This is a genomic window from Streptomyces auratus (assembly GCF_050433025.1).
GTDB lineage: Bacteria > Actinomycetota > Actinomycetes > Streptomycetales > Streptomycetaceae > Streptomyces > Streptomyces sioyaensis.
Window position 1 is genome coordinate 542,819 of the sequence record NZ_JBNGCB010000001.1, and the last position, 17,829, is coordinate 560,647.

The 17,829-nt window shown below is 73.8% G+C and carries 16 protein-coding genes and 1 pseudogene; 7 read left to right on the plus strand and 10 right to left on the minus strand.

Annotated elements, in window-relative coordinates; translation table 11 throughout:
- The first annotated feature begins 8 nt into the window (after positions 1-8).
- From BKA18_RS02320 to BKA18_RS02330, 3 genes and pseudogenes are all read left to right on the plus strand, one after another.
- Complete coding sequence (locus tag BKA18_RS02320; protein ID WP_366047769.1) at positions 9-716, plus strand: helix-turn-helix domain-containing protein; 708 nt, start codon at positions 9-11, stop codon at positions 714-716.
- Between the two features lie 122 nt (positions 717-838).
- Positions 839-1,699, plus strand: coding sequence for a universal stress protein (locus BKA18_RS02325; RefSeq protein ID WP_366047768.1), 861 nt, complete (start codon positions 839-841; stop codon positions 1,697-1,699).
- A gap of 153 nt (positions 1,700-1,852) precedes the next feature.
- Positions 1,853-2,781 (plus strand): annotated as a pseudogene (locus tag BKA18_RS02330) (sensor histidine kinase); the annotation flags it as partial.
- Position 2,782: 1 nt separating this feature from the next.
- Here BKA18_RS02330 and BKA18_RS02335 read toward each other — a convergent pair.
- The 5 genes from BKA18_RS02335 to BKA18_RS02355 all read right to left on the minus strand — a co-directional run bounded on the left by BKA18_RS02335 (position 2,783) and on the right by BKA18_RS02355 (position 7,452).
- Positions 2,783-3,484 carry a response regulator gene (locus BKA18_RS02335; RefSeq protein WP_366047767.1) on the minus strand — a complete coding sequence of 234 codons (702 nt, stop codon included), beginning with the start codon at positions 3,482-3,484 and terminating at the stop codon, positions 2,783-2,785.
- A 119-nt stretch (positions 3,485-3,603) separates the two neighbouring features.
- Positions 3,604-4,299 carry a CBS domain-containing protein gene (locus BKA18_RS02340; RefSeq protein WP_366047766.1) on the minus strand — a complete coding sequence of 232 codons (696 nt, stop codon included), beginning with the start codon at positions 4,297-4,299 and terminating at the stop codon, positions 3,604-3,606.
- A 154-nt stretch (positions 4,300-4,453) separates the two neighbouring features.
- Positions 4,454-5,149 carry a CBS domain-containing protein gene (locus BKA18_RS02345; protein WP_366047765.1) on the minus strand — a complete coding sequence of 232 codons (696 nt, stop codon included), beginning with the start codon at positions 5,147-5,149 and terminating at the stop codon, positions 4,454-4,456.
- Positions 5,150-5,272: 123 nt separating this feature from the next.
- A complete protein-coding gene (locus BKA18_RS02350) occupies positions 5,273-6,721 on the minus strand; it encodes a sensor histidine kinase (protein WP_366047764.1) in 1,449 nt (482 codons plus the stop codon).
- Positions 6,718-7,452, minus strand: coding sequence for a response regulator transcription factor (locus BKA18_RS02355; RefSeq protein ID WP_366047763.1), 735 nt, complete (start codon positions 7,450-7,452; stop codon positions 6,718-6,720). Before BKA18_RS02355 ends, BKA18_RS02350 begins: the two co-directional genes overlap by 4 nt.
- Before the next feature lie 156 nt (positions 7,453-7,608).
- Here BKA18_RS02355 and BKA18_RS02360 point away from each other — a divergent pair, with 156 nt between their 5' ends.
- The 3 genes from BKA18_RS02360 to BKA18_RS02370 are packed head-to-tail and all read left to right on the plus strand — an operon-like array spanning position 7,609 to position 10,255.
- On the plus strand, positions 7,609-8,964 hold the full coding sequence (locus BKA18_RS02360; RefSeq protein WP_366047762.1) for a ferredoxin reductase family protein: 1,356 nt from the start codon (positions 7,609-7,611) through the stop codon (positions 8,962-8,964).
- A gap of 12 nt (positions 8,965-8,976) precedes the next feature.
- Positions 8,977-9,501 (plus strand): FMN-binding protein, encoded by a 525-nt coding sequence (locus BKA18_RS02365; protein ID WP_366047761.1) that lies wholly within the window; start codon positions 8,977-8,979, stop codon positions 9,499-9,501.
- A gap of 34 nt (positions 9,502-9,535) precedes the next feature.
- Positions 9,536-10,255 carry an FAD:protein FMN transferase gene (locus tag BKA18_RS02370; protein WP_429638367.1) on the plus strand — a complete coding sequence of 240 codons (720 nt, stop codon included), beginning with the start codon at positions 9,536-9,538 and terminating at the stop codon, positions 10,253-10,255.
- A gap of 8 nt (positions 10,256-10,263) precedes the next feature.
- Here BKA18_RS02370 and BKA18_RS02375 read toward each other — a convergent pair whose 3' ends face one another.
- The 3 genes from BKA18_RS02375 to BKA18_RS02385 all read right to left on the minus strand — a co-directional run bounded on the left by BKA18_RS02375 (position 10,264) and on the right by BKA18_RS02385 (position 13,670).
- The gene (locus tag BKA18_RS02375) at positions 10,264-10,719 is read right to left on the minus strand and encodes a hypothetical protein (RefSeq protein WP_366047759.1); all 456 of its coding nucleotides are present in this window, start codon (positions 10,717-10,719) and stop codon (positions 10,264-10,266) included.
- A gap of 264 nt (positions 10,720-10,983) precedes the next feature.
- Positions 10,984-11,610 carry a GNAT family N-acetyltransferase gene (locus BKA18_RS02380; RefSeq protein WP_366047758.1) on the minus strand — a complete coding sequence of 209 codons (627 nt, stop codon included), beginning with the start codon at positions 11,608-11,610 and terminating at the stop codon, positions 10,984-10,986.
- A complete protein-coding gene (locus tag BKA18_RS02385; RefSeq protein ID WP_366047757.1) occupies positions 11,607-13,670 on the minus strand; it encodes a non-ribosomal peptide synthetase in 2,064 nt (687 codons plus the stop codon). Before BKA18_RS02385 ends, BKA18_RS02380 begins: the two co-directional genes overlap by 4 nt.
- 73 nt (positions 13,671-13,743) lie before the next feature.
- Between BKA18_RS02385 and BKA18_RS02390 the strand changes: the two genes are divergently transcribed.
- Positions 13,744-14,577, plus strand: a complete 834-nt coding sequence (locus tag BKA18_RS02390; protein WP_366047756.1) for a hypothetical protein — start codon at positions 13,744-13,746, stop codon at positions 14,575-14,577.
- A 184-nt stretch (positions 14,578-14,761) separates the two neighbouring features.
- Here the strand turns inward: BKA18_RS02390 and BKA18_RS02395 are convergent, their stop codons facing one another.
- Complete coding sequence (locus BKA18_RS02395; protein ID WP_366047755.1) at positions 14,762-15,805, minus strand: NAD-dependent epimerase/dehydratase family protein; 1,044 nt, start codon at positions 15,803-15,805, stop codon at positions 14,762-14,764.
- On the minus strand, positions 15,802-17,826 hold the full coding sequence (locus BKA18_RS02400) for a fatty acid CoA ligase family protein (protein ID WP_366047754.1): 2,025 nt from the start codon (positions 17,824-17,826) through the stop codon (positions 15,802-15,804). The genes BKA18_RS02395 and BKA18_RS02400 overlap by 4 nt, the downstream gene beginning before the upstream one ends.
- Positions 17,827-17,829 lie beyond the last annotated feature (3 nt).

Here is a 17,829-nt window from a genome sequence, read left to right on the forward strand (position 1 = left end):
TGGACACGATGACGAAACGCGAGAAGGGCTCCGGCTCGGAGGCCGCCCGGACCGGCAGCGACTTGGGGCGGCGGGCCGCGCTCCGCAGGGAGCAGCTGGGGCTGACCCGCGCGCATGTCGCGGCCCGGGCCGCCGCCTCGCCGGGGTATCTGCGGTACGTGGAGGAAGGCGCTGCCGAGCCGGGCATCGGCTTCCTGCTGCGCCTGGCCGGTGCGCTCGACACCACGGTGGACGAACTGGTGGGAGGGACGGCGGAGCTGCCGGCGGGCTTCGGTGCGGCCGCGGCGCATCCCGAGGTGCTGGTGCTCAGCCCCGACGAGTGCCGCGAGAAGCTCTCCACCCACGGCGTCGGCCGAGTGGCGGTGACCGTCGACGACGCACCCGCCGTCTTCCCCGTGAACTACACCGTCGCCGACGAGCTGGTCGCCTACCGCACCGATCCCGGAGCCGGGCCGGCCGCGGCGGCCGGCCATGAGGTCGCGCTGGAGGTCGACCACCTCGATGACGCCTTCAGCCAGGGTTGGAGCGTCCTGGTCGTGGGGCCCGCGCACCTCGTCACCGACGCCCACGAGGCCCGCCGGCTGGCGGATCACGCACACACCGGCCCCTGGGTCGGAGACGGGCGCCAGCAGTGGATCGCGATCCGTCCGACCCGGATCACCGGGCGCCGGATCCGGGTCATGGGCACCCACGTCTCGTCGAAAGCGACGTCGTGAGGAGGACGGGTCGAGTCAATGCCGGGCCCCGGGAGACACGGTCTGCCGAGGGCGCAGGGTCCGGCCCGGTGCCGGCAAGGAGGACGGTTGTATCCGCAGCCCCGACGGTGTGGAGGTAGGTCATGGGCGGCTCGGTTGTCGTAGGTCTGGACGGACTCGGGAACAGCGTGCCGGCCGTGCGCTGGGGCGCCGAGGAAGCCGCGGCCCGGGGCCTCCCGCTGCACCTGCTGCATGCCTGGACGTCCCAGCCCCTGAACCTCCCCCTCGCCCCGGAGGCCACGAACAAGCAGCGCTTCGGGGCCGAGGTGCTGGGCACGGCCGAAGCGATGGCGCTCAGGGCCCATCCCGGCCTGTCGGTGACGACCGAACAGGTCGCGGAGCAGGCGGTGGACGCCCTGGTGGAGCGCGGTGGGCAGGCCATGATGATGGTGCTCGGATCGCGCGGGCACGGCGCCATCGCCGGCTTCCTGCTCGGCTCGGTCAGCCTGCACGTGCTGGGGCGCGCGCAGTGCCCCGTGATCCTCGTGCGGGAGGAGGAGACCGCCGTCTACGGGCGGCCGGAGATCGTGGTCGGCGTCCAGGAGCCCGGGACGAAGGGCGAGGGCGTGCTGGAATTCGCGTTCGCCGCTGCCGAGGCCCATCACATGGCGGTACGCGCCGTGCGGGCGTGGCAGCCTCCCGCGGGCGGGGAGCCCGTCCCCACCGCACCCGCCTCCGCGCCGGACGACGAGGGGCCCGCGGCCGCGGAGGAGGAGATGCTCACCGGCATCCTGGCGCCGTGGCGGGCGAGGTTCCCCGGCGTCGGCGTCATCGCCCACATACGGCGGGGCAGAGTGGCCGCGGTGCTACTGGAGGCCTGTGCGCAGGCCGGTCTCCTGGTCGTCGGCCGTCGGGTGCAGCGCACCCCGATGCCGCTCGGCCCCCTCGTCCTCGCCGTTCTGCATCATTCCCCGTGCCCCGTCGCGGTGGTGCCGCGGCTCTGAGCGCCGTGGGGAGGGGCGGCCGGGACCGCGGGACAACCACACCGCGCGCCGAGCGGTGCTCTCGCACCTCGCCTCGTTCCAGGTGAGGCAGCCGCCCGCGATCACTGCCGTGGAAGGTGTGACCGCACCCTGGGCGGCCGCACCGGAGGCGCCGTGGGTGACGAGAAGCCTGGCCGAGCCGAAGACGCGTTGCAGCTGGGTGCGCTGCCCGAAGAGCTGCACGAACGCCTCCGGGCCGTGGAGCGGAGCGGGGGCGGACCGCCGCATCTGCTGCTCGAAGCGGTGCTGTCCGTGGGCAGGGGGCTGGAGCTGCCGCAGGTGCTGCGCCGCATCGTCGAGGCCGCGGTCGTGCTCGTGGACGCCGAATACGGGGCGCTCGGCGTGCTCGGTGACGACTCCCGCATCTCCCATGCTGACCGGAGCGGGCGGGGCCGACGTCCTGGGGACGATCGTGACCACGCGGTGCGCATCCTCTCCGCCGACCTCGGTGTGCTGGCGCTGCCGGAGGACGACGACAACTTGCGGGTCGCGCTCGCTTTCGGCGTGGATGCCGAGGTGCACCGAGGTCTGGTGCTGCCCGGCCGCGGCTCGTTCGTCGGCGCGGCGCTCACCGCCCGAACTCCCTTGAGCAGCCTGGATATCGAGCACGATCCCCGCATCACCGCCGGTCCACCGCGGTGGGCGGGGCTCGGCCCCGCGGTCGCCGTTCCATGATCACCGGCGAGCGGGTGCGCGGTGTGCTGCTGCTGGCCAGGCTCCACGGCCGTGTGCCGTTCACCGAGCCGGAGACCGCGCCGCTGCCGACGTTCGCGGGCCAGGCCGCCCTCGCCATGGAGATGGCCGATCAGCGGCAGTGCGCCGAGCAGCTGGCGCTGCTCAAGGACCATGAGCGCATCGCCCGTGACCTGCACGACCTGGCCATCCAGCGGCTCTTCGCCACGGGTATGACGCTGCAGAGCACGCTGCGCTTCGTCGATCATCCGGAGGCTGGTGAACGGCTGTTGCGGGCGGTGGACGATCTGGACGAGACGATCAAGATCATCCGGTCCACCATCTTCGGGCTCCGCCCGCACGAGACCGGGCTCAGTGCGGCCCGGCGGCCGGGTCCGGGGGTGTTGCGGCCTGGGTGGCGAGGACGGCTGCCTGGATGCGCCGTTCCACACCGAGTTTGGCGAGCAGTCGGGAGATGTGGTTCTTGACGGTCTTCTCGGACAGGTAGAGCCGCTTGCCGATCTGACGGTTCGTCAAACCTTCGCCGATCAGGCCGAGGATCTCCCGTTCCCGCGGGGAGAGCCCGGCCAGCGCATCCTCCTCGGGCGCCGCCTCGGCGTCCTCGCCCCGCAGACTGCTCATCAGCCGTGTCGTGGTCGCCGGATCCAGCATCGAGCGACCGGAGGCGATCGTCCGCACCGCGGTGACGAGATCCGCCCCCTTGATCTCCTTCAGCACATAACCGGCCGCGCCGGCCATGATCGCATCGAGCAGCGCCTCGTCGTCGTCGAACGAGGTGAGCATCAGACAGCCCAGCCCCGGCATGCGCGAGCGCAACTCCCGGCACACGGAGACGCCGTCCCCGTCCGGCAGCCGCACGTCCAGCACCGCCACGTCCGGCCGCAGCGCCGGACCGCGGGCGAGCGCGTGGTCGGCCGTGCCGGCGTCCCCCACCACCTCGATGTCGGGTTCGGCATCGAGCAGGTCCTGCACACCCCGCCGGACGACCTCATGATCGTCGACGAGGAACACCCGGATCGGCCGCTCCGGTGAGAAGGTGTCCGGCTTGCCCATCACGCCCTCCGGCGGGTACGACGTCCGCTTCCACCCCGCTTTCCCATCGTGGCCCCTGGCGCATCGGCGTGCCATGGCGGAGCGGTCCCCGTCGCCTGCTGTACGGGGCACTCACTCACCTAAGGGCGCCCGGAACCGCGGCCCGCCACCGGCGGTTCCCCCTGCTCGGGAGCCGGCCCTTCGAGGTCGAACGTCACGTCCACGACGCCCTCGACCGCCCGCACCAGCCGTGCCGCGACGGGGAGCAGCGCGGCGTTGCGGAGCCGGCCGCGGAGGGTGACCACCCCGTCGGTGACACCGACCGACAGCTCCGGTGCGGAGGCGCCGAACAGCCGGCCCACGACCTCCGTCCGCACCTCCGCCGCCAGGTCCTCGTCGGAGCGGAGGAAGACCTTCAGCAGGTCCGAGCGGCTGACGATGCCCTGGAGCAGCCCTGCGCCGTCGACCACGGGAAGCCGCTTCACGGACTTGTACGCCATCGTCCGCGCCGCCTGCGCCAGGGTGTCACCGGCGTGCACCGTGAGGGCCGGCGAGCTCATCAACTCCCCCGCCGTCACGCCGCCGGCCTTGCGCACCGCGTCCGACCGCCGCAGCTGTTCCATCCGGTCGGGGTCCGACTCCCGGAACTCCTCCTTGAGCAGCAGATCGGCCTCGGAGACCACCCCGATCACCCGCCCCTCCCCCGCGAGCACGGGCAGCGCGCTGACCTTCCACCGCTGCATCGTCTCGACGATCTCCTTGAAGCGCGCCTCCTGACCGATCGCGACCACCGCCTGCGTCATGACATCGCGGACGGTGCGCGGAGTGTGCGCCATGGCTCCTCCTCGGTACGACCGTCGCACGGGCCTTGCGACACTTCCAGCGTGCGCTTGCCGGCCGGCGCCGGGCAGGGGCCCGGCCGCGGAGTCCGCCGATCGGCATGACGCCCCCGTGCGGGGCCACCGGTCGGCCGGTGGCGCTCCGCCCTCCTCACCGCACTCCGCCCGGCCCGCCCGTCGCCGTGGGCCCCGTGCGGGCGGCATCCGGTCCGGTCACATCGAACTCCACGTCCACCACGCCCTCGACCGCGCGGACCAGGCGGGCGGCCACCGGGATGAGCGAGGTGTCCCGGACGCGTCCGCGGAGCGTGACGACGCCGTCGGCCACGGTGACCTGCAGATCCTTGGCCGGCGTCGGGAACAGTGCGCCGACGATGTCCCGGCGGACCTCCTCGGCCAGGTCGTCGTCCGAGCGCAGAAAGACCTTCAGCAGGTCGGCCCGGCTGACGATGCCGCCCAGCACCCCGTGCGCGTCCACCACCGGGAGCCGCTTGACGGACTCCCGCGCCATCACCCGAGCCGCCTGGGAGAGCGTGGCATCGGCGCGTACGGTCAGCGCGGGACTGGTCATCAGCTCCCCCGCCGTCACCGCTTCCGCCCGGCGGACGTCGTCGACCCGCCGCAGCTGCTCCAGCCGGTCGGGGTCCGACTCCCGGAACTCCTCCTTGGGCAGCAGATCGGCCTCGGAGACCACCCCCACCACCCGGCCCTCCGCCGCCAGCACCGGCAGCGCACTGACCTGCCAGCGCTCCATGGTCTCGATGATCTCCTTGAACCGCGCCGCACGATCGACCGCGGCCACGGTCGTGGTCATCACGTCCCTGACGATGTGCGGGGTGTTCAGCATGGCGCCATGCCTCCTCGGTGCCGGCCGTCGCGGAACGGCCGTGGTGACACCTCCAGCGTGAGCGGGGCGGCCGGGGCCCTGACAGGGCCGTCCGGTCCCTTTCGCCGTCGTCCGGTCGGCCCCTCAGCGCCCGGCTTCTTCGTCCGCGGCCGGGGGGAACGTCACGGTGAACGCCGTGTGCCCGGGGCGGCTCGTCATGGCGACCGAGCCGCCGTGCGCGGTCACCACCGCGTGCACGATGGCGAGCCCGAGCCCGGTGCCACCGGCGGCCCGCGAACGGCTGTGGTCCGCCCGGACGAAGCGGCCGAAGATCTCGGGGCGGACCTCGTCCGGGATTCCCGGGCCGTCGTCCGCCACGGTCAGCCGCGTGCCCAGCTCATCGGCCGTGAGCCGCACCGTGACGGCGGTTCCTGCGGGCGTGTGGCTGCGGGCGTTGGCGAGCAGATTGCCGATCACCTGATGCAGCCGGTGTTCGTCGCCGGTGAGGGTCACCGCCGTCTCGGGCAACTCCAGCCGCCACCGGTGGTCGGGACCGGCCGCCCGCGCGTCGTCCGTCGCATCGAGCACCAGGCGGGTCAGGTCCACCGGGGCGCGTTCCAGTGCGCGGCCCGCGTCGAGACGGGCGAGCAGCAGCAGGTCGTCCACCAGACGGCTCATCCGCTCCGACTCCGACTGGATACGGTCCAGGGCGCGCCGCACCTCGGCGGGGACGGGCCCGTGGTGCCGCAGGGCGAGTTCGGCGTGGCCGCGGACATGGGCCACGGGAGTGCGCAGCTCGTGGCTGGCGTCGGCGGCGAAGTGGCGCAGCCGCTCCTCGCCGGCCTGACGGCGTTCCAGGGCGTTGCCGACGTGGCCGAGCATCCGGTTCAGGGCGGTGCCCACCTGCCCGACCTCGGTGTGCGGGTCCGCCACCGGAACCGGTGCGGGCATGGCCACCTCGCCGCTGGCCAGGGGGAGCTCCGCCACGCTCGCGGCCGTGGTGGTCACCCGTCGCAGGGGGCGCAGGGACAGCCGTACCCACATCGCCCCCATCACGCCGGTGACCAGCAGGGCCCCGCCGAAGACCGCCGCCTCCACCGCCTCCAGCCGGTGCACGGTCTCCTCGACCGGGTGCAGCGGCAGCCCCGTGACGAGGACATCGCCGTCGTCTCCGGACACCGCGTTGACGCGGTAGCGCCCCAGCGCGGACAGCCGGATGCTGTGGCCCATACCGTCCGGGCGAAGAGCGGCCAGCGACCGGCGGTCGTCGCCGGTGAGCGGCACCTTGGCATCTGCCGCCGCACGGACCACGGCCGCCTGTGTCGTGGTGCCGCGCAGCAGCCGGGCGCCGAAGGTGCCCTCCGACTGGCCACGGGTGTCGGGCCGGTTGTCGGCGTCCGGCCGTGCCTCGTGTTCCAGGCTCACCGCGAACCGGCCGCCCGACGCGGACAGCTGCTGGTCCAGGCGGCGCACGAGAAAGCCTTCGAGCGCGAAGACCGTGGTCACGCCCACGGCCAGGCAGGCGAGGGCGAGCAGGGTGACCAGGCCCGCGGTGAGCTGGCTGCGCAGGGTGCGCGGAAGCAGCCGTCTCATGCCGCCTCCGGCTTGAGGACGTAGCCGACGCCCCGGACCGTGTGGATCATCGGTGCCCGGCCGGCGTCGATCTTCTTGCGCAGATAGCTGATGTAGAGCTCGACGACGTGCGACTTGCCGCCGAAGTCGTAGGACCAGACCCGGTCGAGGATCTGCGTCTTGGACAGCACCCGCCGCGGGTTGCGCATCAAGAAGCGCAGCAGCTCGAATTCGGTGCGGGACAGGTCGACGAGGTCGCCGCCGCGGAGGACCTCCCGCGCCTCCTCGTCCATCACCAGGTCGCCGACCACGAGGCGGTCGCCCTCCGGCGCCTGCGCCATGCCGGCCCGGCGCAGCAGTCCGCGCAGCCGCGCCAGCACCTCTTCGAGGCTGAACGGCTTGGTCACGTAGTCGTCGCCGCCCGCGGTGATCCCCGCGATGCGGTCCTCGACGGAGTCACGTGCGGTCAGGAAGAGGACACAGACGGTTTCCAGCTCCTGGCGCAGCAGGTGCAGCACCCGCAGGCCGTCGATGTCGGGGAGCATCCAGTCCAGGACGACGGCGTGCGGCCGGAACGTCCGTGCCACCGCGAGCGCGCCGGCGCCGTCGGCCGCGGTGCGGACCGCCCAGCCCTCGCCGGCCAGCGCTCCGGACAGCACTTCGGTCAGGTCCGGTTCGTCGTCGATCACGAGGACGCGGACCGCTGATCCGTCGTCGCCGTGCAGGTGGCCGGTGGTGAGGTGGTCGTCCATGGTCACTCCAGGATCCCCCGCGCCAGGGCGTGCCCGGGCACGCCCCTGCTCTGAGTTTCCTCTGAATCCGGCGTGCCGGCTCTCCCGGCGGGGCCGCTCAGAGGGTCTTCAAAGGTTGCGCTGCCACGGTAGCCCTCCCCACGGAAACGGAGCCCCATGACCACCCTCCCGCACCCCCGCCGCGGAGGAGCCCTGCGCCCGGGCCGGCCGCCCTCCTTCGTGCCGCTCCTGGCACAGGCCGCCGTCTGGGCGGGGGCCGCCGGTGTGCTCGGCCTGTGGTGGACCGGCACCCCGTCCGTGGTGAGCCCGGCGGACTGGCTGACCGGCGCCGGCCGGATCACCGGGCTGCTGGCCGGATACGGCTGCGCGGTGCTGGTGGCGCTGATGGCCCGGGTGCCGCTGCTGGACCACCGCGTGGGCACGGACCGGCTGGCCCGGTGGCACGCCATGGGCGGCCGCTACACCCTCTCCCTCATCCTCGCCCACGTCCTGCTGATCATCTGGGGGTATGCGCTCGCCTCGCACAGCGGCGTGGTGCACCAGACGACCACGCTCGTCCTTCACTACCCCGACATGCTCAAGGCCACCGCGGCCTTCCTGCTCCTGATGGCCACCGCCGTCGTCTCGGCGCGGGCCGCCCGCCGCAGGATGAGCTACGAGACCTGGCACTACCTCCACTTCGCCACCTATCTGGCCCTCTTCCTCGCCTTCGGCCACCAGCTCTCCAACGGCGCCGACTTCGTCGGCCACCGGCCCGTCCAACTCGCCTGGTACGCCCTCTACCTCGGCGTGGCGGCACTCCTCGCCTGGTACCGCTTTCTGCTCCCCGTACGCCGGGCGCTGCGTCACCGCCTCCGTGTCGCCGACGTCCACCGGGAGGCACCGGGGGTGGTCTCGGTCCACCTCACCGGCCGGCACCTGACCGAACTGGGCGCACGGTCCGGCCAGTTCTTCCGCTGGCGGTTCCTGACACCGGGGCTGTGGTGGACCGCCAACCCGTACTCCCTCTCCGCACCGCCGCTCCCCCACCACCTGCGCATCACGGTGAAGGAGGCCGGCGGGCACAGCGCGGCCCTGGCGGGCCTGCGGCCCGGAACCCGGGTCTGGGCCGAAGGCCCCTACGGCTCCTTCACCGCAAGGCGCCGCAGGGCCGAAAAGGTGCTGCTGCTTGCGGGAGGCGTCGGCATCACCCCCCTGCGCGCCCTGTTCGAGACGCTCCCCGGCGAGGTCACCCTCATCTATCGGGCGCGGCGGCCCGAGGACCTCGCGTTGCGCTCCGAACTCGACGCCATCGCCGCCGCCCGCGGTGCGACCGTGCACTACGTCGTCGACGAACCGGCCGTTCATTTCTCCCCGTTGACGGCCCGCGCCCTGCACCGCCTGATACCGGACCTGGCCGCGCACGAGGTGTACCTGTGCGGCCCGCCCGGCATGACCGAGGCGGCCCGGCGCGCCCTGCGGGGCGCCGGGATACCGCGCCGTCACATCCACCACGAGTCGTTCGAGTTCTGAAGGAGCCACCGCGTGCGCCGAGCCGTCCTCACCACCGCGTCGACCAGCGCTCTGGTCGTCCTGCTGCTCACCCTCAAGCCCCACCACAGCGCCGACCCGATCGGTGGGACACCGCAGACGGGCGCCGCTTCGGCACCGGCGCCCACCGGCAGTACACACCGGGGCAAGCCTTCGGCACCGGCGCCCACCGGCAGCGCACACCGGGCCAGGCCTTCGGCACCGGCTACGACCGGCAGCGCACACGGGAGCGCCGGACAGGGCAACGGCACGTACACCGGTGCCCCGGTCACCACCAAGTACGGCACCGTACAGGTCGCCATCGGCGTCAAGGCCGGGCGGCTGTCGACCGTCAAGGTGCTGAAGGCGCCCTCCGAGGACGCCCACAGCCGCGAGATCGCCGCCAGTGCCCTGCCACGTCTGACCCAGGAGGCCCTGAACGCCCACAGCGCCCACATCGACGCGGTGTCCGGTGCCAGCTACACCAGCGCGGGATATGTCCGGTCCCTCCAGAGCGCACTGGACGAAGCCGGTGTCTGAGCAACGGCGCGGCCTGCGCCATGTCGAGCAGGCGATGGGCACCGTGTTCTCGTTCGACATCCGCGACACCCCCACCGCCGCCATCGGCTCCGCCCTGCGCGATGCCGTCGCCTGGCTCCACCACGTCGATGAGGTCTTCTCCCCCTACCGTCCCGACAGCGCCATCAGCCGCCTCGCGCGGGGTGAACTCTCCCCCGCCGACTGCTCACCCGAGGTACGGGAGGTCCTCGGCCTCTGCACACGGGTCCGCCGCGCCACCGACGGCTGGTTCAGCCACACACCGGACGGCACCCTCGACCCGTCCGGCCTGGTCAAGGGGTGGGCCGTGGAACGCGCCTGGCGGATCCTGCACACGGCGGGCGCACACAACCTCTGTGTGAACGGCGGTGGCGACCTCCAGCTCAGCGGGGAGTCCGCCCCCGGCGTGCCCTGGCGCATCGGCATCGCCCACCCCCTGCGCCCCGGCGCTTTGTGCACCGTCGTCACGGGTCACGACCTGGCCATCGCCACCTCGGGCACCGCGGAACGCGGCGCGCACATCCTCGACCCGCACACCGGCACGCCCGCCGACGGCCCCGCGTCCGTGACGGTGGTCGGCCGCCGGCTGACCCTGACCGACGCCTACGCGACGGCGGCCTTCGCCATGGGAGGGCGGGCCGCCGACTGGCTGGAACACCTCGACAGCTATGAGGCGTTCGCCGTTCTCCGGGACGGCCGGGTCTGGCGGACCACCGGGTTCCCCGGCGATGAGTGAGGAGTCCGTCAGACGCGATGGACGTCGGCCGTGACGATCACACCGTCCTGAACGGTGTACGTACCGGTGAACCGCTGGTGGGAGCCGTTGATCAGCGTCATGTCGAAGGTCACCGTGACCTTGTCGCCGGCCACGGAGTCGACGGTGACGACGTCCTGGTCGGTGCCCTGGTTGGCCGTCACGAAGGAGTCGTACGGCCGCCCTGAGGTGTTCTTCCCGCCCAGCGCCCAAGCCGCCTCGAATTCATCGTTGTTGATGGCCGTGAAGTATGCCTTGACCACGTCCACGGGAGCGGGCTGTGGTTGCTGGGCCGGCGCGGCCGCACGGTGGGCCGCCGGTGCCGTGGCGGTGACCGCCGGTGCCGCGGCCCCGCCGGGCTGGACGACGCCGAACAAGGCGCCGGCACCGGCGAGGGCCACCACGACCGCCGCCCGCACGAGCGTCATCCGCACGGCCTTCACCACGGAGGTGTCACATCCTGGAAGCTCCGTCATCATCGGACATCCCGCGTATTCGAGAGTGTGTGGGCCACCTGGTCACCTGCTTACCTGTGTGCCTCACCTCGGTGGAGACGTAGGTGGGGCACGTAGGCAGGTGACGGTGGGTTCGTGATTCCATCGTGCGGTACTTGTCCCGTTGCTGCACCTGCGGCCGGATATGGGTGGTGCGCGGGCGACACGGCCCACAGCGTGACGACCGGTGCACACGGGGTCACCGGACCTCGTGCGTCATTCGCCCACGGCGCGGTGCATCCGCCGGAAGCCGTCGAGTCCCGTTCCGCGGCGGTCGTGCCGTTCGCCCTGCGACAGGAAGCCGAGGCGCTGGTACAGCGCCCAGGCCCGGGTGTTGGAGCAGGAGACGTCTCCTTCGAGAGCGGTCAGGCCGGCGGTGCGGGCCATCCGTTCCGCCTGCTGCACCATCAACGAGCCGTAGCCCTGGGAGCGGTGGGCCGGCCGTACCGACAGGTTCGCCATGAAGAGGGCGTTCGGGCTCGGCGGGGCGAACAGCTTGGAGACGGCCGCCGACCGGCGCAGCACCGACAGCAGGCAGCGCGGCCCGAACCGGGCGGCGGACAGCAGCGTCTGGAGGCTCAGCGCCTGGTAGCGCTTTCCCGGGTACAGCGTCATGGTCGCCAGTACCTCGCCGTGGGGTGCGACCGCGAGGATCTGCTGGGCGTGCCCGAAGATCCCCCGTCCGCGGAGGAAGTCCCGCCTCAGCAGCGCCGCCGGTCCGCCCGGGACGCCGCCCATCGTGCTGTCGAGGAGGGTGCGGGAGGACTCCCACATCAGGGGTACGACTTGGTCGGCGTCCGTCGGGCGGGCGGTGCGGAACTCGACGGGCAGGGGGGTGTTCATGGGTGCTCCGTGGGTCGGGTGGCGAGCGCCTGGCGCGCTGCGGCGCAGACGTTGTCGAGGGTGGGTTGGCGGATCAGGTCGCGCAGCCGGGCGTCGAAGGCGGGCTCGGCGGCCGCGCCGACCACGTCGGTGGCGACCGCGGCGAGCATGCGCAGCAAGGTCAGGGAGTCGCCGCCGAGCCGGTGGAAGTCGTCCTGTGGTGCGAGGTGCAGGTCCGGGTCGTCCAGGACGCGAGCCCAGATCGCGGCGACGGCCGCTGCCACCGGATCGCGCCCGGAGTCGGGCGGCCGGTGCCCGTCCTTGGCATCGTCGGCCGGCGCGGCCGCCGCTCGCACATCTGCGGCCGGACGTGGGCGAGCGAACGGGTCCGGGAGCGCCCGGACGTCGACCTTCCCGTTGACCGTCCACGGGAAGGCGTCCAGCACGTGGACGGCCGCCGGGACCAGGTAGGCGGGCAGTTGCCGGGCCGCGTGCGTCCGTAGCTCGTCCGGGGCGGCGGTGCCGGTGACGTAGGCGCAGAGCACGGGTTCGGCGCCCGGGCGTGGCGGGCGGGCGGTGACCACCGCGCGGCGCACGCCCGGATGCCGTTCGAGTGCGGCCGCCACCTCGCCCGGCTCGATCCGGTGGCCCCGGACCGACAACTGGTCGTCGGTCCGGCCGAGGCAGCGCAGCACCCCGGCGTCCGTCAGCTGCGCCAGGTCGCCGGTGCGGTACACCCGGGTGCCGTCGGCGAGGTGCCCGAAGCGCTCCCGGTCGAGGTCCGGTCGGCCGAGGTAACCGCGCGCCAACTGCGCGCCGGCCAGATGGATCTCGCCCACCTCCCCCGCCCCGGTGAACCGCCCGTCGGCGTCCAGCAGGTACGCCTCGGTGTTGTCCACCGGGAGGCCGATCGGCACGGCCGGGAGCTCCCCGTCACGCTCGGGGTCGAAGGTGTGCACGATGCAGCCGATGGTCGCCTCGGTGGGGCCGTACTCGTTGACGATCCGGCAGTCCGGGCCGAACATCCGCTGTGCCCGTGCGGCCACCGGGCCGCGCAGCTGCTCGCCGCCCACCACGAGCACCCGGAACGAGCGCGGCTCGATGCCGAGTGTGGTGAGCAAGTCGAGGTGGGCGGGGGTGAGTTTGAGGGCGTTGGCGCCCGAGCGGGTCAGCAGGTGGCGCAGCGTGCGGTGGTCCGGCTCGTCCGGGACCAGGGCGATGCTGCCGCCGGCGGCCAGCGGCGCGAAGAGCGTGGTGCCGGTGAGGTCGAAGGCCAGGGAGGTGAACAGCGCGAAGCGGGTGGTGGCATCGATCCGGTACCGGTCGGTGGCCCAGTGGGTGTAGTTGACCAGCGCCCGGTGCTCGACCACGACGCCTTTCGGGCGGCCCGTCGAGCCGGAGGTGTAGATGACGTACGCGGCGTCGTCCGGTCCCGCCGTCCCGGGGTGCGGCTGCGCACCGCTCACCGGCAGCTCGTCCAGGACGATCGCGGGGCAGTCCGGTCCCGGCAGCGCCCGGTACGTGCTGCCGGTCAGGCAGTGGGAGGCGCCGGCGTCGGCGAGGACCGTGGCGATCCGGGCCGGCGGATGCGCCGGGTCGAGCGGCAGATACGCGGCGCCTGCCTTGAGTACGCCCCACAGGCCCGCCACGGCCTCCGCGGTGCGGTCGCCGAGCAGCCCCACGACCGCGCCGCGCCCCACACCCCGGCGGCGCAACTCCGCCGCCACCACGTCGGAGTGGCGGTCCAACTCCCCGTACGTCACCGTGCCGTCCGGCCCGGTGAGCGCCACCGCGTCCGGGGCACGGTCCACCTGCTGCCGCAGCAGCGCCGTCAGCGTCAGCGGGGGAACGGAACGCCGCGGGCCGGCGGCCACCGGGCGGCGTCGTGCGCGGGGGGACAGCGCTTCGCACACCGCGTCCAGCAGCGCCGCCGCCCGGGTGTCCGCGCGGGGGCCGCCGGGGTGGGACATGGCCAGTTCGGTACGGCCCGCGCACTCCACGGCGGTGAACGACAGCGGGACGAACGGCGCTTGCACCGGCAGCGAGTAGACGGTGCGGGCCTCGAAGCCCGGGGCGGACACCTCGTCCGGGCCGATGCGTCCGAGGGTGGTGACCAGGGCCGAGCAGGGGTAGCGGCGCCGCCGAAGTCGCCGTGTGCGCGGCCGTCAGCAGTGCGGCGAGCGGAGCGAGCGGCAGCCGGGCCGCCGACTCCTCCTCGCCGACGGCCAGTTCGCGCCGTTCGGCCAGGGCCCGCAGCAGCTGCTCGTGCCACTGTTCCCAGGGGGCGCCCGCGCTGCCGTCGAGGAAGACGGGGAGGCTGAGATTGGCGGTGGAGCGCAGCTGCGGGCGGTGCCGGCGGAGGTCCACCGGCACCATCACCCGGGTGGCGCCCGGGGCGAGGTCCGCGAGGGCGGCGGCGGTCTTCGCGACCAGGCCGGGGTGGGTGCCGTGCAGGGTCCGCCGCTGCCAGCGCGGGGCCCGGCCGTGGCGGACGCCCGCGAGCGGGGACCGCCACCGTGGCGCGGCCGGCTCACGGTGGGCGCCGCCGAGGGCGTCGAGCAGGGCGAGGTCGTACAGCGGGGACGGGGCCCCGACGGGTGCCTCTCCCCGCAACGCCCGGAACACGTCCGCCGTCCAGGCGAGTGCGCCCCGCGCGTCCATGACCGCGTGGTGCACGCGGAAGACCAGCGTGGTGGTGGCGCCCTCGGTGCGGACGGCCACCTCGCAGCTGCGGCCGTCGCCGGGGGCGAGCGGGGCTCGCAGCGCCGCACCGAGCCGGTCCACGGTCCGTACGGCGGGGGGCCGCCCGGAGTCCGTCCAGATCCTGCCCCGGCGGCGCAGGCGTGCCCCGGGGCAGGCCTCGGACGCCTCGTCGACCGCCCGGCGCAACGCGTCGGGAGCGATCGTGCCGGTGCCCTCGACCACGATCTGGACGGCGAACGGCGGGGCGAGCCGGCCGCCGGCCAGGTAGAGCCATTCGGTGGGTGACACCGGCCGCTCGAAGCGGCTGCTTTCGGGCGGGCGGCCCGGTGCGGGCAGCGGCTCCCTGCCGGTGCGGGCCTGCTGGACGTGGGTCATGACGATCCGTTTCGTTGTGCTCGGCTGCCACGGACGAGCCGGGCGGCGGCCCGTGCGCGGGAGTCGGGGAGCTGTGCCGGGTGCCGCTCCCGGCTCACCGGACGGCGCGTACGAAGGCCTCGGCACCGCCGGCCGACTCGACCCAGGCGGTCAGCTGCCGCAGTCCCGACTCCTGGTCCGTGTCCGCGGTGTATCCGAAGTCCCGTGCCGCGGCGCTCGTGTCGTAGGTCGTGGAGCGGGTGAGCAGGGCGACGGTGTACCGGCTCAGCGGTGGGGCCACCCGTGCCCGCAGCGGGGGAAGTGACCAGAGGCGGTCGACGGCTCCCGCCAGGGCGTCCCTGACCAGCGGTGGGATCGGGCGGGTGGGCGGCAGCGCGCCGAACAGCCCCGCCAGACGGGCCAGGAAGGCCCACAGGTCCGTCCGCTCCCGGTCCGCGATGAAGTACGCCTTGCCGCCGACCCGTTCCGCCGGGGCGGCGGCCGCCCGCAGGCATGCCGTCACCGCGTTGTCGCAGTGGCACAGGGACACCTCGACGCGCTTGCCCGCGGCGAGGTCGGGCAGCCGGCCCGCCCGCATCGCGCCGACCAGGCGCGGCAGGAAGCCGGAGTGGTCGCGCGGCCCCCAGATGCCGCGCGGGCGCAGCGCGACCGTGGTGAAGTCCGGCCCGTCCGCGGCCAGCACCCGCCGTTCCGCCGCGGCCTTGGTCTCCGAGTACAGATTGAGGAACCGGTCGGGGTAGGGAATGCTCTCGTCGATGTCGAACCGGTCGCCGTCCTTGACCGGCATCAGCGCGCTGGGACTGCCGACGAACACGAAGCGGTGGGCACCGGCCCGGCGGGCGGCGCGCAGCAGCTGCTCGGTACCGGCCACGTTGGCCTGCCAGAACTGGGCGCGGGTGCCGAAGTCCACCACCCGCGCCGCGCTGTGGTGCACGACGTCCACGCCCGCCACGGCGCGGCGCAGGGAATCGGCGTCCTCCAGCGCGCCGTGGACCAGCTCGACGCCCTCCAGGGTCCGCAGCCGGGTGAGGTCGCTGTTGCCGCGGACGAGGGCCCGTACGTGATGGCCCTCGGCGAGGCAGCGGTCCACGAGGTGTCCGCCGAGGAATCCGGACGCACCGGTCACCAGGACCTTCATGCCGGCCCCTCCCCCGTGCCCGCGCTGCGATGGGCGGGGGTGATCGGCGGCAGCGTCCGCCACCACGTCGCCCCGTAGAGCATGGTGCGGCCCACCGTCGCCGCGGTGCTCCGGCCGGCGGCCCGGCCGCGCGGCAGCGCCGCCGGAAGCTGGGCGGCGTGCACCACGACGCTCAGAAAGGCATCGATCCACCACAGGGCCGTCAACACCGGGGAGCGGAACGGCCGTACGGCGCCGAGCAGCAGGTACGCCCAGCCCGCCAGCGGGATCGCGCGCAGGGCGGTCTGCCGCCGTCGTGCCCTGCGGCCCAGCTGCCGGCCGGCCCAGCGGGCCAGCCGTTCGCGGCCGATCTTCGCGTTGTGCCGGGGGTCGACGGGGAAGGCCGGGTGCCGGAGGAAGTCCTGCACGCGCCGGGTCTGCGGGTGCCCCTCGGCCAGCTGCCGCAGTTCGGTGACGAGGGTGTGCCACTGCTCGCGGCCGGTGCCCGGCTCGGTCTCCACGCAGAGCACCGGCCGTTGTGCGCCGGCCGCTCCGACGCCGACCAGCGCGGTGCGCCGGACGAGCGGGTGGGCGTTGAACACGCCCTCGCAGCGGACGGTGTGCAGGTCGCCCTCGGCGGTGGTGACCCGCTGGGTGCGTCGCCCGGCGAACCACAGCCGGCCCGCGTCGTCCAGGCTGCCCAGGTCACCCGTGCGGTGCCAGAGCCGGCCCGGGCCGCCGTCCGGCGGATGCTCCTGGATCTTGTGCTGGGCATCCGCCGCCGGGTCCGCGTGGTAGCGGCGGCTGACCGTCTCACCGGCCACGGCGATCTCGCCGACCTCGCCCGGCGGGACGGTGAGCGCGGGCTCCCAGGACGGCAGCGGCCCGTCGGTGGTCCGCACGATCCGGACGTCGACCCCGGTCACCGGCCGGCCCACACAGGTGCCGTCGCCCCGTGCCGCGCGCGCCGCCGTTTCTCCCAGTACGTCGGCGGACTCCAGGGAGGAGATCGGCAACGCCTCGGTGGCACCGTAGGTCGTATGGATCTCGGCCGCCTCGTCCAGCACCTCGCGCAGCACGGCGACGACGTCCGCGGGCACCGGAGCGCCACCGGAGACGACGCAGCGCAGCGCCGGGAGTGCGGTGGGCTGCCGGCGGAGGTGGTCGCCGAGCACCCGCAGCAGCGCCGGGGAGGCGAACATGGTGTTGACCTCGAACCGGGCCAACGCCGCCACCACCGGGCCGGGTTCGGCGCCGGCCACCTTTGCGGGGGCCACCGGGGCCACCACCAGGGTGGAGCCGAAGACCAGATCGAGGATGCCGTAGAGCGGCAGCGTGACCAGCGAGACCTCCTCACGGCTGCGCCGGTGGGCGGACGCGATGCCGCGGGCCGTCGCGGCGGCCATCCGGTGCGTGTACTCCACACCCTTGGCCGGACCGGTGCTGCCGGTGGTGAACCCGATCATCAGCAGGTCGTCGCCGCTCGCCGGCCGGCTCTCCTGGGCCCTAGCGGTGGCCGCACCGTCCGCCGAAGGGGCCGGGTGGCGCAGCCCGTCGAGGGTGTGGCCGCCCCAGAACCACCGGCGGCCCACGGTCACCCGTATCCGGGCGCTCGCGAAGGTGCGGCGGCTGAGCACGCGGACGGCGTGCGCGGCCGGCGGCCCGATGAACGCCTCGGCGCCCACGGTGCGGTAGCAGTGCAGCATCCGCCGCACGCCCATGCCGGGGTCGACCACGACGGGCACGGCACCGACCCGGAACAGCGCGAACGCGAGCGCGAACAGGTCCGGCCCCGGGGGCGCCATCAGGACGGTTTTGGTGCCCCGCCCGATGCCGCTGCGCAGGAAGCCGGCCGCCAGGGCCTCGACCTGCTCCTGGAGTGCGCCGTAGGTGAGCGTGCGATACCGGATTCCGCCGCCGGCCTCGGTGCCGTCCGGGTGGATGATCGCGGGCTTGTCGGGGAAGGCCCGGGCGTGGTGTTCCAGGTGCCGGGCGAGGTTCGGCTGCACGTCATGTTCCTGACGCTCCGTCAGCGTACGCATGAT

What these genes read in the sequence shown, in the direction of transcription:
- BKA18_RS02370 (WP_429638367.1), top strand. Translation starts at nt 9,536, where the DNA reads ATGGGCACCGTGTTCTCGTTCGACATCCGCGACACCCCCACCGCCGCC.
- BKA18_RS02380 (WP_366047758.1), bottom strand. Translation starts at nt 11,610, where the DNA reads ATGAACACCCCCCTGCCCGTCGAGTTCCGCACCGCCCGCCCGACGGAC.
- BKA18_RS02360 (WP_366047762.1), top strand. Translation starts at nt 7,609, where the DNA reads ATGACCACCCTCCCGCACCCCCGCCGCGGAGGAGCCCTGCGCCCGGGC.
- BKA18_RS02355 (WP_366047763.1), bottom strand. Translation starts at nt 7,452, where the DNA reads ATGGACGACCACCTCACCACCGGCCACCTGCACGGCGACGACGGATCA.
- BKA18_RS02350 (WP_366047764.1), bottom strand. Translation starts at nt 6,721, where the DNA reads ATGAGACGGCTGCTTCCGCGCACCCTGCGCAGCCAGCTCACCGCGGGC.
- BKA18_RS02395 (WP_366047755.1), bottom strand. Translation starts at nt 15,805, where the DNA reads ATGAAGGTCCTGGTGACCGGTGCGTCCGGATTCCTCGGCGGACACCTC.
- BKA18_RS02345 (WP_366047765.1), bottom strand. Translation starts at nt 5,149, where the DNA reads ATGCTGAACACCCCGCACATCGTCAGGGACGTGATGACCACGACCGTG.
- BKA18_RS02400 (WP_366047754.1), bottom strand. Translation starts at nt 17,826, where the DNA reads ATGCGTACGCTGACGGAGCGTCAGGAACATGACGTGCAGCCGAACCTC.
- BKA18_RS02340 (WP_366047766.1), bottom strand. Translation starts at nt 4,299, where the DNA reads ATGGCGCACACTCCGCGCACCGTCCGCGATGTCATGACGCAGGCGGTG.
- BKA18_RS02325 (WP_366047768.1), top strand. Translation starts at nt 839, where the DNA reads ATGGGCGGCTCGGTTGTCGTAGGTCTGGACGGACTCGGGAACAGCGTG.
- BKA18_RS02335 (WP_366047767.1), bottom strand. Translation starts at nt 3,484, where the DNA reads ATGGGCAAGCCGGACACCTTCTCACCGGAGCGGCCGATCCGGGTGTTC.
- BKA18_RS02320 (WP_366047769.1), top strand. Translation starts at nt 9, where the DNA reads ATGACGAAACGCGAGAAGGGCTCCGGCTCGGAGGCCGCCCGGACCGGC.